The 15522-nt window shown below is 71.6% G+C and carries 13 protein-coding genes; 4 read left to right on the forward strand and 9 right to left on the reverse strand.

What is annotated here, in order from left to right; translation table 11 throughout:
- The first annotated feature begins 47 nt into the window (after positions 1-47).
- A complete protein-coding gene (locus ACIOKD_RS26075; RefSeq protein ID WP_402088545.1) occupies positions 48-1247 on the forward strand; it encodes an NAD(P)/FAD-dependent oxidoreductase in 1200 nt (399 codons plus the stop codon).
- 78 nt (positions 1248-1325) lie between these two features.
- Complete coding sequence (locus ACIOKD_RS26080; protein WP_402088548.1) at positions 1326-2117, forward strand: DUF4097 family beta strand repeat-containing protein; 792 nt, start codon at positions 1326-1328, stop codon at positions 2115-2117.
- Positions 2118-2141: 24 nt separating this feature from the next.
- Here the strand turns inward: ACIOKD_RS26080 and ACIOKD_RS26085 are convergent, their stop codons facing one another.
- The 6 genes from ACIOKD_RS26085 to ACIOKD_RS26110 form a co-directional block, all read right to left on the reverse strand.
- Entirely contained in the window at positions 2142-4415 is a 2274-nt protein-coding gene (locus ACIOKD_RS26085; RefSeq protein WP_402088551.1) for a glycoside hydrolase family 3 N-terminal domain-containing protein, read from the reverse strand.
- A complete protein-coding gene (locus ACIOKD_RS26090; RefSeq protein ID WP_402088554.1) occupies positions 4412-6346 on the reverse strand; it encodes a cellulase family glycosylhydrolase in 1935 nt (644 codons plus the stop codon). The genes ACIOKD_RS26085 and ACIOKD_RS26090 overlap by 4 nt, the downstream gene beginning before the upstream one ends.
- A gap of 47 nt (positions 6347-6393) precedes the next feature.
- Positions 6394-7476, reverse strand: a complete 1083-nt coding sequence (locus tag ACIOKD_RS26095) for a LacI family DNA-binding transcriptional regulator (protein ID WP_402088557.1) — start codon at positions 7474-7476, stop codon at positions 6394-6396.
- Positions 7473-8300, reverse strand: coding sequence for a carbohydrate ABC transporter permease (locus tag ACIOKD_RS26100; protein ID WP_402088560.1), 828 nt, complete (start codon positions 8298-8300; stop codon positions 7473-7475). Before ACIOKD_RS26100 ends, ACIOKD_RS26095 begins: the two co-directional genes overlap by 4 nt.
- Positions 8301-8315: 15 nt before the next feature.
- Positions 8316-9254 (reverse strand): carbohydrate ABC transporter permease, encoded by a 939-nt coding sequence (locus tag ACIOKD_RS26105; RefSeq protein ID WP_402088563.1) that lies wholly within the window; start codon positions 9252-9254, stop codon positions 8316-8318.
- Positions 9255-9330: 76 nt separating this feature from the next.
- Positions 9331-10623 carry an ABC transporter substrate-binding protein gene (locus ACIOKD_RS26110; protein ID WP_402088566.1) on the reverse strand — a complete coding sequence of 431 codons (1293 nt, stop codon included), beginning with the start codon at positions 10621-10623 and terminating at the stop codon, positions 9331-9333.
- Positions 10624-10809: 186 nt separating this feature from the next.
- Between ACIOKD_RS26110 and ACIOKD_RS26115 the strand changes: the two genes are divergently transcribed.
- The gene (locus ACIOKD_RS26115) at positions 10810-10947 is read left to right on the forward strand and encodes a putative leader peptide (RefSeq protein ID WP_402088569.1); all 138 of its coding nucleotides are present in this window, start codon (positions 10810-10812) and stop codon (positions 10945-10947) included.
- 277 nt (positions 10948-11224) lie between these two features.
- Positions 11225-12538 (forward strand): NtaA/DmoA family FMN-dependent monooxygenase, encoded by a 1314-nt coding sequence (locus ACIOKD_RS26120; RefSeq protein ID WP_402088572.1) that lies wholly within the window; start codon positions 11225-11227, stop codon positions 12536-12538.
- A gap of 302 nt (positions 12539-12840) precedes the next feature.
- Here ACIOKD_RS26120 and ACIOKD_RS26125 read toward each other — a convergent pair whose 3' ends face one another.
- The 3 genes from ACIOKD_RS26125 to ACIOKD_RS26135 all read right to left on the reverse strand — a co-directional run bounded on the left by ACIOKD_RS26125 (position 12841) and on the right by ACIOKD_RS26135 (position 15475).
- Positions 12841-13380 carry a PepSY domain-containing protein gene (locus tag ACIOKD_RS26125; RefSeq protein WP_402088575.1) on the reverse strand — a complete coding sequence of 180 codons (540 nt, stop codon included), beginning with the start codon at positions 13378-13380 and terminating at the stop codon, positions 12841-12843.
- A gap of 101 nt (positions 13381-13481) precedes the next feature.
- On the reverse strand, positions 13482-14786 hold the full coding sequence (locus ACIOKD_RS26130) for a sensor histidine kinase (protein WP_402088578.1): 1305 nt from the start codon (positions 14784-14786) through the stop codon (positions 13482-13484).
- Positions 14783-15475: a response regulator transcription factor gene (locus ACIOKD_RS26135; RefSeq protein ID WP_402088582.1), complete on the reverse strand. Its 693-nt coding sequence runs from the start codon at positions 15473-15475 to the stop codon at positions 14783-14785. Before ACIOKD_RS26135 ends, ACIOKD_RS26130 begins: the two co-directional genes overlap by 4 nt.
- Positions 15476-15522 lie beyond the last annotated feature (47 nt).

The raw sequence follows: 15522 nt of genomic DNA on the forward strand, positions 1-15522 counted from the left end.
AACCGCGCTCGACACGGGCCGGACCCGCCCAGACAGGAGTCACCGTCATGCAGCACCGCATCATCGTTCTCGGTGCCGGATACACCGGAGCCATCGCGGCCGGCCGCCTCGCCAGGCGGCTGCACCGTGACGAGGTCGCCATCACTCTCGTCAACGCCGAGCCCGACTTCGTCGAACGCGTCCGGATGCATCAGCTCGCGGTCGGCCAGGACCTCGCACCGCGCCCCTTGAGCGAGATGTTCGAGGGCACCGGCGTAGAGCTGAGGATCGCCGAGGTCACCGGCGTCGATGCCGACCGCAGAACGGTCACCGTCGCCGAGGAGCACGGCAGCACCGAAGAACTGCCGTACGACACCCTGGTGTACGCCCTCGGCAGCGGCTGGGACGACCAGGGCGTCGCCGGTACCGCCGAGCACGCCCACGAGATCGCGAGCAGGCCCGGAGCACTCCGGCTGCGCGAACGGCTGGCCGGCCTGGAGGCCGGCCGGCCGGTGGTCGTCGTCGGTGCCGGCCTCACCGGTGTGGAGGCCGCGACGGAGCTGGCCGAGGCCCGCCCGGACCTCGCTGTCGCCCTCGTCGCCCGGGGCGGCCTCGGCGACTGGCTCTCGGACAAGGGCCGCGAGCACCTGCGCAAGGTCGTCGGCAACCTCGGCATCACCGTGCACGAGAACGCCGCCGTGACCGGAGTCGGGGCCGACCGGGTCACCACCGCCGACGGCGCGGCCGTCCCCGCCGCGGTCACCGTGTGGACGACCGGCTTCGCGGTCCACCCGATCGCGCGGGCCACCACCCTGGAGACCACCGGCACCGGCCGGATCGTGGTCGACAGCACGATGCGCTCGCTCTCACACCCGGATGTGTACGTCGTCGGCGACGCGGCCATGGCGATGGGCCCCGGCGACAAGCCGCTGCGGATGTCGTGCGCCTCGGGCACCCCCGCCGCGTGGCAGGCCGCCGACGCCATCGCGGCACGCCTGACCGGAGGGAAGCTCCCGAACGTGTCGGTGCGCTACTACAACCAGTGCGTCTCGCTGGGCCGCAAGGAGGGCCTGATCCAGTACGTCACCGCCGACGACCGAGCCGTCGACGCGACCCTGACCGGCCGGCCGGCCGCCCTCTACAAGGAGTTGGTCTGCAAGGGCGCCGTCTGGGGTGTCGCCAACCCGACCCTCGGCCTGCCCGGCCGACGCCGCCACCTCGTGGCGGAGGCGGACCGGGCGGGAGCGGCCGTCAAGGCGGTGGCCTGACGCGTACGGCACCGGTTCTCGCGATTCGCCAGGTGTCCAGGAGCCATGGATGCGCGGGCGGGGGGAAACCGACCGGGTATGGACGCAATGACAACGACGCGAGCACGGTGCCTGGTCGCCCTGACGGCGATCGTCCCCCTCGTCGCGGCGTGCGGCGGAGGGCACGACGGAAACGACGACGAGGGCGCATGGGGAGCCGCGGCCCAGCCTGCCGTGGCCCGAGGCGCCGACCTGGTCATCACCACCGACAACGGGGTGCGGCTGCGCCCCGCCGACGGCGACCGGGTGGGCGTCGAAGGCCGCGTCCGGCACGAGTGGTCCCACCGGGACGACACCTGGGTGCTCGACCTGTCGTGCCCGGAGCAGGACACCGACGGTCAGGAGTCAGGCCGGGCATCCGGCCAAAAGTGCGCCCGGATGCCCGAGGTCGACGTCCCGGAGGGCACGTCCGTCACCGTCTCCGCCCGCAACGCCGGTATCGACGTGGCCGGTGTCTTCGCCGCGCTGGACCTCACGACCGTCAACGGCGATGTCACCGTGACCAGGTCCGGTCGGAAGGACGCCGCTGTCCGGCTGGAGACCCGCAACGGATCCGTTCGCGCCGGCACCCTGCGCGCCGCCGACGTGCACGCCGAGACGGTGAACGGCGATGTGACCCTCGACTGCGCCACCTCGCCGGACGGCGTCGGCGCCCTCACCACCAACGGCTCGGTCCGGGTCATGCTGCCGCACGACGCGCCCGCGTACCGCGTCGCGGCGACCACCGACAACGGCCGCCCCTCGGTCACCGTCCCCACCGGCGCCGGGGACGAGGACCGCAGTATGACGCTCACCACCGTCAACGGCGACGTCACGGCCGGCGTGGAATAGGCACGCACCGCGGGTGCCGGCGGCTCAGGGGCGAACCGTGAGACGCACCCCATTGGTCCGGTCGGACGACGGGCCGGTCTCCAGCAGGAGTTCGCCCGCCTCGACACCCGCGGTGAGGTCGCGCGTCACCGAACCGAGCGTGTCCGCGTCGATGTCGAACACGGCTTCCGCGCACTCGCCGGGGGCGAGCCGAACCCGTGCGAACCCGCGCAGCTCTCTCGTCCTCGGCCACGAGGAGCCGCCCGACACCCGACGCACATACAACTGCACGGTCTCGCACACCGGCCGCCGCCCCGTGTTCATGACGGTGACCGCGCAGGTCAGCGTAGGCGCGTCCAGGGACACGGACGCACGCGACAGCTTCGGCACACCGTAGGACACCGACGTGTACGACAGCCCGTGGCCGAACGGATGGCGAGCGGACGCCGGTTGATCGACGTATCCCCGGTAGCCGTGGTCCTTGCCGTTGTAGAAGACGGGCAGGTGCGCCGCCGAGCGCGGTACCGACACCGGGAGACGACCCTCCGGCTCCGCCCGGCCGAAGAGGACGTCGGCGACCGCGCGTCCGCCCCACGGTCCCGGATACCAGGCGCTCAGCACGGCACCCGCGGTACTGGAGAAGTCCGGCAGCGCGTGCGGGCGTCCCTGGACCAGCACCACGACGACCGGTGTGCCCGTGGCGGCCACGGCGTCGATCAGCCGCAACTGTCCTACGGGTATGGAGAGTTCGGCCAGATCGACGCCCTCGCCGCAGGTCGTGCCACTCGGTGCGGCCGAGGCGACCTGCGCGGCGCCGTTGCTGTCGAAGGCCGTGACGCCGTCACGGGCGCTGGAACCGCCCAGCACCAGCACGGCCACATCGGCCGCGGCGGCCAGGGCGACGGCTTCGGGAAGCGCGGAGAGGTCGGAACCGGTCAGCGCGCACCCGGCGGCATGGGTGACCTCGATGCCCTCGGGGGCGGCCTCGCGGATGCCTCGCAGCACGGTGACACCGGTCCCGGGCCGCTGAGGTGCGGTGTAGTCCCCGATCTGGTGCGGTACGGAGTCGGCGTCGGGCCCCAGTACGGCGATCCGCCGGGCCGCCGGACCCAACGGCAGGGTGTCCCCGTCGTGTTCGAGCAGCACGACGGAGGCCCTGGCGATCCGCTCGCTCAACTCCCGCACGGGCAGCGGCGTTTCATGAACGGGCCGCCCTGACGTGTAGGGCTCCTCGAAGAGGCCGAGCCGGAACTTCAGCGTGAGGACCCGCGCGACGGCGGTGTCCAGTGCGGCCTCGGGAACGAGTCCTCGGGTGACCGCCTCGGCCAGCCGCGGGAAGCAGGCGTCCCACAGACTCAGGTCGCAGCCCGCTGACAGAGCCATGGCGCCGGCGGCCACCGGGTCGCCGGTGAGGCGGACCAGACGGTCGATGGCGCCGCCGTCCGCCATGACGATCCCGTCGTAGCCCCACCGCTCGCGCAGCAGCCCGGTCAGCAGGGGCCGGCTGGCGACACAGGGCAGCCCGTCGAGTTCGCTGTACGCCGCCATCACCCCGGCCGCGCCGGCCCGGACACCCGCGCGTGCTGCCGCGAGGTGGATCTCATGGAGTTCCCTCGGCCCCAGTTCGGTGGCCGCGCTGTTGCGACCGCCGACCGTGGCACCCTGCCCGGCGAGATGTTTGAGGACGACCGCGGTGTCCGCCCTGCGCATACCGCGTACAAGTGCCTGCGTGAAGCGGGCCGCCAGGTAGGGGTCCTCGCCGAAGCACTCCTCGGCGCGGCCCCAGCGCGGGTCACGCACCAGGTCGAGGGCCGACACGAGCGCCACATGGCCCCCGCGCGACCGCAGTTCGGCGCCCACCGCCTCGGCGGCGGCCTCGTACAGGTCGGGGTCCCAGGTGGCGCCCACGCCGAGGTTCACCGGCAGGAGGGTGCCGTCGAGGGCCTGGTGGCCGTGCGGTACCTCCTCCACGAACAGCACCGGCACGCCCAGGCGGGTGTTCTCCACGACGTGCCGCTGCACGTCGTCCGAGACCCGTGCGCCGTCGGCCGCCATGATGCCGTCCGCGAAGCCGACCCCTGACCAGGGATCCGCGCGCTGGAGCCCGTAGAGGGCGCCCATGCCGTCATGGGCGGCGACCTCGGTCCGCAAGGCGTCGGTGAGCCGGAACCCACCGGACGACGTCCGTTCGTAGGCGTCCCAGCCGTGGAGACGCTGGTTGACCTGGCCCACCTTCTCCCGAAGGGTCATGCGGTCCAGCAGGTCCCGCACCCGGGCCTCGACCGGCGCGGCCGGGTCCCTGTAGAGCGGGCCGGTCATGTCAGCTCCAGGACGGCGACCCCGTACGGGGCGAGCGGCACGTCCGTCACCCGCTCGCCGGAAAGCACGTCGTGCAGGGTCCCGGCCGCCTCCGGGCGTACGGTCAGCTCCTCGGCGGACTGGCTGACCAGCCACACGAAGCGCCGTCCGTCCTCGTGCACGAGCAGGTCGGCGCCCACGTACGGACTGCCGACGGTGACCGGGCGGTCGGCGCCCGCGAGGTCGGCGAGCGCCGCGTACAGACGGTGGGTCTGCTCGGGGTTGACGTGGGCGGTGCGGGCGGCCATGTGCTCCAACGGGTAGGTCGCCAGGACCGTGCGTCCCTGTCCGGTCTCGCGGACCAGCAGGGCGGGCCGGCCGTGTCCGTCGACGGCGACCACCCTGGCGTCGCGCGCGACCACCGGCAGATAGGCCCGGCTGTCCTCGTTGCCCGCCACCGGGAACGTGAGGGTCTCGCCCGCCGCGAGCGGGCCGAAGTCCTCGGTGAAGGTCATCTCCAGCACGTCGTCCGTGATGGGCTCGGCGACCCCGTACGACAGTTGCAGCTCGACCCCGAACAAGCCGTCGAGGTCGTCGAACCACGGCCCCCGCGTGCCGGGGTGCTCACCGGAGCAGAACGACAGGTAGACCGTCGCCCCCTCCGCCGCCCGCCGGGCCAGTTCGCGTCGGGTGCGGGCGGTCAACTGCCGGGTGGCGGGGAGTAGATAGAGCTTGGCGCGGCCGGGGAGGTGGTCGGCCTCGCGGACCAGTCCGGCCGGCAGGTCGGCGGCGCGGGCGGCGACGTACGCCTGGTGCAGCGAGGTGAAGATCAGCGGACGGTCGGCGGGCCTGCTGTAGGGATACCCGCGCTCCAGGAACGCGGGCACGACCAGGGCGGCGGCGGTGTCGGCCCGTCGGCAGCGGGCGAAGTCCACGGCTTGCAACACCTCGGCGAACGCGGCGAGTTCGAGCAGCGGAGCCTTCGGTGCTCCCTCGCTGTCCGTGATGCCGAAGTGCATCTCGAAGGGGTGGTGGTCGTACGGCGAGCGGTCCCACAGGTCGTCGTAGTCGGTGTTGTTCCAGGCGATCCAGCCCGTGGCACCGCCGAGCAGGCTGTTGTGCAAAGTCTGCCGGTAGTAGATACCGGCGTTCTCGGCGGACACGGTGTCGGTGGAGAGGCCGAACTCCTCCAGTACGACGGGCTGTTCCGTCACCGAGGCCAGCTCGCACTCGAAGGCGGCGCGGTAGTGCTGACGGGGGCGGTCCGTGTCCGAGCGGTAGACGTGCGGGCCGACGAAGTCGACGTACTCGGCGGTGTCGCGGAGCGAGAAGCCGTTGTCGCGGCCGGTCACCTCGATGCCCCAGGCGCCGTCCCCGAGGGAGACGGGCTGGGTCCCGCCGGCGGCTCGTACGGCGTTGCACATGGCCTGCGCCCAGGCCGTGACGACGTCGGAGGAGGGCGGGTTCTCCTGGTATACGCGGCCGTAGCCGGGCATCTCGTTGGTGATGAGCCAGCCGGTGACCGCGGGGTGGTCCTTGAAGCGGCGGGTCATCTGCGAGGCGAACCACGCCTGGCGGCCGACCATCCACACGTCCTCGTACAGGTCCCGTCCGCCGCGCCAGACGGGGTCCCAGTTCTCGCCGGACATGTGGCCGACGATGAAGGTGGGGACCGTGCCCATGCCCGCCTCGGTATGGGCGTCGAGGAAGTCCGCGAAACGCTCGCACAGGGTCTCGTCGACGCGGTGCGGCTCGGGGTGGAAGTCGGGCCAGTAGAAGAAGGAGCGCGTCATGGTCAGACCGTGCTCGCGCAGTACCCCGAGTTCCTCGCGGACCGTCCTGGGGTCGTAGTCGCGCCACATCAGAGGGCCGCCGGTGCGGGACCAGAAGTTGGCGCCGAGCCAGGGCAGTACGGCGGAGTCGTGGGTCAGGTGGGCGCTGTGGCGTCGCATGGTCCTTCTCGGATCGATCGGGCGGTGCGGGGTGTGGGGGGTCGAGTTCAGGAGGCCGGTCTTCGGGGGGCCGGGCCGGTGGACTCGCGGACGACCAGGCGGGGCCGGTCGTCGAGCCGCTCGGCCTCGACGTCCTCTCCGCAGCGGGCGAGCAGGACCCGCGCGGCCGCCGCGCCGACCCGCTGCACCTGCTGGTCGACGGTGGTCAGCCGCGGGTGGAGCCAACGGCCCAGCGGCAGGTTGTCGTAGCCGACGACCGACAGGTCCCTGGGGACGCGCAGGCCCGCGCGCTGGGCGGCCCCCATGCCGCACACGGCCATGGAGTCGTTGGCGTAGACGATGGCCGTGGGGCGGTCGGCGGTGTCCAGCAGCGCGACGGTCGCGGCGACGGCCGACACCTCCGAGAAGTCGGTGTGCAGCACGGCGACCGGCCGTACCCCCGCCTCGCGCAGGGCCGCGTCGAAGGCGCCGTGCCGCAGTCTGGTGTGCTGCAACTCCTCGGGGCCCGCCACATAGGCGATACGCCGGTGGCCGAGTCGCAGCAGGTGGGCGACTACTTCTTCGACGCCTGCCCCCTGCTGTCCGAGGCCGACGCTCGGCACGGCCGCCGCGCGGTCGGGAGCGCCGAGCAGCACCGCGGGCAGGCCGAGGCGGGCCAGCAGCGCGGGCCGGGGGTCGACAGCACGCGCGTCCGTGAGTACCGCGCCGTCCACCCTGCCCTCGGCGGCGAGCCGCTCGTAGAGGACGTTCTCCTCCTGCGCCCCGGCGACCAGGTGCAGCAGCAACCCGTAGCCGCGCGGGGAGAGTTCACCCTCTATGCCGGTGATCAGCTCGCTGAAGTGGGGGTCCGCGCCCAGCACGTCGGTGGGGCGCCGGACGACCAGGGCGAGCGTGCGGGTGCGGGCGCTGCGCAGGGCCGCGGCGGGCGCGCTCGGCGACCACCCCAGCTCCAGCGCGGTGTCCAGGATGCGGCGCCGGGTCGCCGAGGACAGCCTCCCCTTGTCGTTGAAGGCCTGGGAGACGGCCGCGGTGGACACACCTGCGGCTGCGGCGACGGCCTTGATGGTGGGACGCCTGGCAGTCCTGTCGGGTTCGTCGGTGCCGAAGGTGTCGTCGAGGGAGGCGTTCACATCTTCACCGCCCCACTGACGAGCGCCTGCTGCATGCGTTTCTGCAGCACGGTGTAGACGACCCACACCGGTACGAGGGTGAGGACCGTGCCCGCGGTGAGGACGCCGTAGTCGGTTCCGGTGATCGATTTCAGGGTGGGCAGGGCGACCTGGACCGTGCGCTGGGCGGGATCGGGCCCGATGATCACGAGCGAGTACAGGTACTCGTTCCAGAAGGTCAGGAAGTTCAGCAGCAGGACGGTCGCGATGCCGGGCATGCACATCGGGATGTAGACGTGCCGCAGGACGGCGAACGTGGAGGCGCCGTCCATGCGGGCGGCCTCCTCCATCTCCTTGGGGATGGTCCGCATGAACTGCACCAGGATCACCACGGACAACGGCATCGCGGTCGCGGGCAGGAACAGCACCATGAACGTACGGGTGTGGAACAGACCCGTCGCCGCGGCCAGCAGGAACGTCGGGAACAGCGCGGCGAAGGTGGGGATGAGGAAGCCGAGCGAGAAGACCTTCTCCATGATCGACGCGGCCCGGCCGGTGGACCTGGCGAGGGCGAACGCCGCGGGCAGCGCGAGCCCCAGCGTCAGGACGAGCGCGAAGACCGTCACCAGCGTCGAGTTGACGACGGCGAGCCCCAGGTCCGCGCTGTCGAAGGCGGTACGGAAGTTGCCGAACCCGAACGAGGTGGGCAGGGCGAAGGGGTGCGCGAAGATCTCGTCGTTCGTCTTGAAGGCCGAGGCGAGGAAATAGTACAGCGGCACGATCAGCAGGACCGCGTAGGACCACACCAGGACGTGCGCGGGCAGCCAGCGCTTGCCGAGCTTCATGGTGAGCGGCTCCGATCAGTAGTTCTGGCGCAATGCGCGGCGGATGGTGAGCAGTCCGACGAGCCCGGCGAGGAAGAGGATGACGCCGACGGTCTGGCTGTAGCCCAGGTCGGCCGCGATGAACGCCTTCTGGTAGACGAGGAACGACAGGGTGGTGGACGAGCTGCCAGGACCGCCCTGGGTGAGCAGCAGGACGTGCTGGGCGGACCCGAAGAGCGTCCACAGGAACTGCAGCATCGTCACGACACCGACGTAGTCGCGGATGACGGGGAAGTGGATGAGCCACATCGTGCGCCAGTGCCCGGCGCCGTCGAGCTGCGCGGCCTCGCCGAGTTCGTCGGGCACACTGCCGAGCCGGGCCGCGAACAGTACGGCGGTGAAGCCGATCCCGGCCCACACGTCCAGGGCGATCAGGCAGGCGAGTGCGGTGGACGGCGAGGCGAGCCAGGCGTCGGTGAGCGAGCCCAGCCCGACGGACTCCAGAGCGCCGTTGGCAAGACCGTCCGGGGACAGGGCGGCGTAGAAGACCATGGCTTTCGCCGGGGTCGAGATGAGCCCCGGGATGAAGAGCAGATAGCGGATGACCCGGTGTCCTGGCGGCTTCTGCGCGACGTAGTAGCCCAGCATGTAGGCGCACACGATCATGATCGGCAGGGCGACGGCGAGCTGGACGGCTGTGTTGCGCACCGCGTCCCAGAAGACCGGGTCGTCCAGGACGGTACGGACGTTGCCGAGGCCGGCGAACGACACCGGCTGCAGCATGCCCGGCCAGTGCAGGGCGGCGATCACGAAGATCGCGATCATCGGGCCGACCATGAAGACCAGGTACCAGATCAGGGCCGGCACGGCGAGGACGGTGCCGCCCTGCCGGGGCGGGCGCCGCCCCGCGGTGGCGGACGGCGGGCCGGGGCGGCGGACCGTGGTGTCGCCCGGTGTGGGCGTCAACGTCGTCATGCGGTGACTCCGATGGACTCGGGCGCGGAACGCGGGGGAGGCGACGGCGATGGGTACGTGGGAAGGGCCTGGCGGTTCACGCGGATCGGTACGCGGCTTCCAGCGCGGCGCGGACCTTCGCGGCGCCGGTGCCCCGGGTGAACGACGTACTGGTCGCGGTGATCAGCGGCTGGGTCGCCGCGGGCGGCACGTACACATCGGGCAGCAGGACCTGGCTGACGTCGTCCCCCAGCCGCTGGGCCGCCGCGACCAGCGGGAAGTCCGTACTCACCGTGCTGGAGCGCAGCGCCATGTCGCGGCCGCTCTCCTTGATGAACCGGGACACGGTGTCGGGGCGGTACATGAACCGCAGGAACTTCTCGACGGCGTCGATCTTCTCCGTGCCGTTCGGACTGATCCAGAACCCGATCAGGGTGTACGTCCGCAGGATCGTCGGCAGCTTGTGCGCGGCGCCCTCGGCGAGCGGCCAGCCGCCCACGTCCGTGTGGCGGGCGACGGACTCGGGCACCTTCGCGAGTGCCGACGACATCGCCGACTGGATGGCGGCGGACCGCGTGTTGTACTGCGTGGTCATCAGGTCCGAGGTCAGGCCCTGCGCCTTGTCGACGAACACCCCGGCGTCGCGCAGCGTCACGAAGTACTCGATGCCCTCCTTGGCGCCCCTGCTGCCGCTGAAGTCGCCGGTGGAGTAGACGTGCCGGGCCTCGTCCTCGCTGAGGAAGGTCTGGATGATCTGGGCGAGGAGTTTCTGCCCGGTCCAGTCGTTTCCGCCGGTGGTGACGGGTCCGATGCCCTTGGCCCGCAGTTTGCGGGCCGCGGCGATCAGCTGGTCGCCGGTGACCGGGATCTCGTCCACGCCCGCCCTGTCGAGGAGCGAGCGGTTGTAGGCGACGGGCCAGTTGGTGGCGAAGTAGGGGAAGGCCCGCAGCCTGCCCTTGCCGTCGGTCCAGGCGTCCAGGGCCACTGGGAGGACCCGTTCGCGCAGCCCCCAGTCGTCCAGGTAGTCCTTCACGTCGACCGTGGCGCCCACATCCGTCCAGGCCAGGGTCTTGTCGTAGAGGTTGACCATCACGACGTCCGGCTCTTTACGTGCCAGTCGGGAGGTCTCGTAGACCTGGGCGAGGTCGTCGCCGTTGACGAGGTTCTTGACCTTGAGCCCCGGGTTCTCCTCGCGGAAGCGGTCCAGGGAGGCCAGATAGGTGGGCGAACCCGGCGCGGTGGTGCCCAGCTGGCTGTGCACGACGAGCGTGTCGGGATCGGAGTCCGCCGCGGCCAGCGCGGAACAGCCGGACAGAGCGGGCAGGGCGGTCGCGGCGGTGAGGCCGGAACCGGCGGCGAGGAAGCCGCGCCGAGTCAGCGGTGAGCGCACAGCGGGGTGTCTCCAACCATGGCGGTTAACGAGTGGTTAATCGATGTACCTGCGGAAGTGCGAGGACTTTAGGAGGGGTTTCGCGTGCGGTCAAGACCCGGTGGGGAAACAGCGCCCCGAAGGGGCGCGGGGTCCGGATGCGGGGGGTGCACTCTTGACAAGGGCGCACCCCCGCAACGTACGTTCATGCGCAACCACCCAGCGCGGGAGTCACCCTTGAGGACGTCACATGTCAGGCCGGTCCGCAGCGCGGTGACGCTGCCGGTCTGGACGAAGCGTCGGCACGTGGATCTGTGCCGGACGCATGGCGCGCTCTGTAGCTGACCCCTCGGTCCGGAACTGACTCTCGTTCCGGCTGTCCCTCCGGCAAGCGTGTGCGCGTCGCGTACCCATGCTGTCGTGCCCGTGCCCGTGCCGGTGCCTTGCGCGTCGCGTGTTGCCGCAGCCCTCGCCCGGTCGCAACCGTCCCGGTGTGTCCGTGTCCGGCATGTTCGGACGACGTCCGCGCGCCCCGCCGGAACTCCCCCGCCCCGCCCTCAGACGCCACCGGCATCGGTATCGGCATCGGTATCGGTATCGGGCCGGTGAGAATGGACGATTCGTGAGTGCAGAACGCCCCAGGACGCTGAAGACCGTGACCGGAGCAGGCGGCACGTCCGAGACCTACGACCTGGCGATCGATCCGACCCGATCGACTCTGGACACCGCCGTACGCGTGGCGGGACTCGCCGAAGCCGCGAGGATCGACGCCCTGTTCACCGCCGATCTGCTCAGTTTCGGCGCCCAGGGCCCGATCGGCTCGCAGGAGCCGCTGGTCTTCGTATCGGCGCTGAGCCAGGTGACCTCGAAGATCGGTCTGATCGCCACGGTCTCGACGACGTTCCACCATCCGTACAACCTGGCCCGGCTGTTCGGAACCCTCGATCACGTCAGCAACGGGCGGGCCGCCTGGAACCTGGTCACCTCCTCGATCGGTGAGGAGAACTTCGGCCCTGGCGAGCTGCCGGGCCCCGACGAGCGTTACGCGCGTGCCGCGGAGACCCTGGAGGTGGTCAACGCCCTGTGGGACAGCTGGGAACCCGGCGCGCTGACCGTCGGCGCGGACGGTAAGGCGGTGCTGCACCGCGACCGGGTCCGTCCGATCGACCACTCGGGCCCGTTCTTCACCGTGGCCGGTCCCTTGAACATCCCGCCGCTGCCGCAGCGGCGCCCGGTACAGCTGCAGGCCGGTCAGTCGGAGGCCGGGCAGGCGCTGGGCGCCCGATACGCCGAGATCGTCTTCACCTCGCTGCCGACCCTGGACATCGCGGTGGACTTCACGCGGAAGATCCGGAGCCGGGCCGAGCGGCTGGGACGGGCCGGCGGACTGCCGCTGATCTTCAGCTCACTGCATGCCACCTACGGTTCCACGGAGGAGGAAGCACGACGGCTCGTACGTGAGAAACGGGAGTCGATCGACTTCGAACGCGGCCGCGCCCAGGTGGCCGACATGCTCGGCGGCGGAGTCGACCTGTCGGAGATCCCGCTCGACTCGAAGCTGCCGGAGAGTCTGCTGCCCGACATCACCTCGGTGAACCGCCGCCGGGGCCGCGTCGACATCTTCACGGGCTACGCACGCCAGGGCTACACGTTGCGGGAGCTCGTCGTCGCGGCCCAGGACACCGGGCACTGGGCTGCCGCGGGGACGCCCGAACAGCTCGCCGACGCGGTCGAGGAACGGTTCCGGGCCGGTGTTCTCGACGTGATCTCGCTGAGCGGCCTCGCGGATCCGCAGCAGCACGACTTCGCCGTCAACGGCCTGCTGCACGAGCTGCGCAAACGCAAGATCGTCGCCCCCGACTACACCGGCACCACCCTGCGCGAGAACCTCGGACTCGAACTGCCGGCCCGCGCCTCCGCACCCATCGGGGTCTGAACCGACCCGACGGCCGTGCGGTTCTTGTCCTGTGCCCGCCTGCCCTCCGATGGCGGGCGGGCGGGCACAGCCGGCAGCGGTCGCGGCCTCGCTCACCGAGCCCGGCCGACTCGTGCTTCCGCGAGCCCGGCCGATTCGTGCTTCCGCGAGTTCGGCCAGGTGGCGGAGCGGGTCGCTGAGACGGTCGGGCCCGAACGGCGGGAACCGGATGCCCCGCTCCCGGATGAACCGCGGCACCGCGAACACCCTCGCGACGGGCCCGGCGCCGCCCGGTGTGGCGCTCATGCTCTCCTGGGGCGGGCTCAGTCGTGGTGGCGGCCGTGACGGCCGCTGTTCCCGTCGTCACCGTGGTCGTCGTCGGACTTGGTCCGTGACCGCGTGATCTCGCCGCTGCCGCGGTCGACGTGGACCTCGTACCGGCTGCCGTTCCCAAGGATCTCCACGCTCCAGACCGTACGGCCGTGCTCCGTCTCGGCCTCGACCTCGGTGACGGTTCCGCTGCCCACATGGGAGAGCGCGATCTCCCCGGCGCGCCGGCTGCCCACCGAAGGGCTCGCGGGAGTGGTCGCGGGAGAGGCGGCGGTCGGTCCGGCCGTGTCGTCGACCGTCGGAGCCGTCGTCGGCGACCCGGACGGCGCATGCGACTGCCACGGGGACGGCGACGAGACCGGTGCGTCGGAGGACGGCCCGGACGAGACCGTGGCCCCTGCTGTCGGCGTAGCCGTGGCCGACGACGAACTGCGGGAGGGTGACCCGTCGTCGCTTCCGCCCGCGAGTGCGGTACCGGCGATCGCGGCGACGAGTGCTCCCGACGTGAGCAGGACGAGTGATGCGCGCTTCATGGCGAACCTCCTGTGCATGAGTGATGTGGGAGAGAGGTTCGCGCGGGCCGGGTCAGGGCCGCGCTGCGGCAGTGCTAAGAGCGCGCTAAGGCGGTCATGGGTCATGGAGGAGGGGGAGGGGAAGCCGCGGGCGTGGGGGGTCCCAGTTCCAGGGTCACGCGGGCACCGCCTGCCCGGCCGGTCGTCAGGATCATGTGCCCGCCGCTGGACAGGGCGGCCCGGCGGGCGATGTCCAGGCCGAGTCCGGTGGATCCGCCGAGGCTGGCGCCCCGTCGGGCCAGGTCCGCCGACAGCCCGGGGCCGTCGTCGGCCACCGTGAGCACGGCTCCGCCGCCGGGGCGGGGTGACAGGGTGACGGAGAAGGCGGTCCCGTCGGGGGTGTGGGCGAAGACGTTTCCCAGCAACGCGTCGACGGCGGCGGCGAGTTCGTCGGCGGGGATGCCGACCGGCAGGGGGCCCTCCGCCGTGACGTCCAAGGTGACGGCCCGCCCGGTGTCCTCGGCCAGGACGGTCCAGAACGCCACCCGCTCGCGGAGCGCCGAGGCCGCTTCGCACTGCGCGTGCGCGTCCGTCTCCGGGCGGTGCCGGGCCTGGCTGATGAGGCCGGTGACCGCCCGTTCCATGGCGTCCACGCGGGCGGTGATCCGGGCGGCGTCGGTTCCGGCCAGCGATTCGGCCTCCAGCCGCAGCGAGGTGAGGGGTGCTCGGAGCCGGTGGGAGAGGTCCGCGACCTGTTCGCGTTCCTCGCGCAGCAGTTCCTGGATCCGGTCGGCGAGATGGTTGAGGGCGCCGGCGACCTCCCGCAGTTCGGGCGGCCCCTCGGGGCGGGCGCGCGCCGTGAGGTCGGCCCGCGCGAGCCGGTGGGACACGGCGGACAGATCCGAGATGGGGCTCACCAGGGCGCGGCTGAGACGGTCGGCGACGAGCAGGCCCAGCAGCAGGAGCGCGACGCCCAGACCGGCGAGTACGAGCCACGCCCGCGTGACCCCGCGGGACAGTTCGGAGGAGGGCACGAAGGCACGGATGACAGCGGTGCCGTCCGGGCGGCCGAGAACGGCCACGACGATCTCTCGTCCGTCGGTCCGTTCCACGGTCCGGCTGACCCCGGCCAGGCCCGCGAGCCGCACGGCACTGGTCCGCGCTGCCGGGGTACCCAGGACCGACCCGTCGGCGAGGAAGACGGTGAGCGGACCCCGGGCCGCGGCAGCCACGTGCTCGACGCTGGTCCGCAGGGTCTTCGGATCCGCGGTCCCCACCAGCGAGACCAGGCTCTGCGCGTCCGCGCCGGCGGCGACAGTGGCACGGTCCTGCGCGACCGTACGCAGCAGCAGTGCCAGGGGCACGACGAACGCGAGGAGCGCCAGACACATGGTCGCCGCGACGAGCAGGGTCAGACGGCGTCTCACGCACGGTCCGCGGGCGCGCTCAGCTTGACACCGACACCTCGTACGGTGTGCAGGTAACGGGGTTCCTGGGCACTCTCGCCGAGTTTGCGGCGCAGCCAGGACAGGTGTACGTCCACGGTCTTGTCGGTGCTTCCGTACGGCACCCGCCACACCTCGGTGAGCAGTTCCCGCTTGGTGACGACCTGTCCTGCCCGGCCGGCGAGATGGTGGAGCAGGTCGAATTCGCGGGGTGTGAGGTCGAGAACGGTTCCGGCGAGGCTCGCCTCGCGTGTGCCCGGGTCGATGCGCAGTTCACCGACGACGGTGGCGGCAGCGGGTTCCCGGGAGTTGGTGCCGCGCCGCAGCACCGCCCTGATCCGTGCCTCCAGTTGGGCGGCGGTGAACGGTTTCACGACGTAGTCGTCGGCGCCGGCGTCGAGCCCCCGGACGATCTCCGCCTCGTCGTCCCGGGCCGTCGCGATGATCACCGGGACGGGACTGACCGCCCGCAGCATGCGCAGCAGTTCGATGCCGTCGAGATCCGGCAGGCCGAGGTCGAGGACCACGAGGTCGGGACGCTCGTCCAGCGCCGTCTGGAGCCCGCCCATCGCGGTGTGCGCCGCGGCGACAGCGTGACCGCGCTCGCGCAGGGCGCGGATCAACGGCGTCCGTATGGTCGGGTCGTCTTCGACTATCAGGAGGTGAACCACAGCAGGCACGCTATCCGAGCAGTCGGGCAGGTCCGCGCTGTTAACCA

The organism is Streptomyces sp. NPDC087844 (assembly GCF_044742785.1).
Taxonomy (GTDB): domain Bacteria; phylum Actinomycetota; class Actinomycetes; order Streptomycetales; family Streptomycetaceae; genus Streptomyces.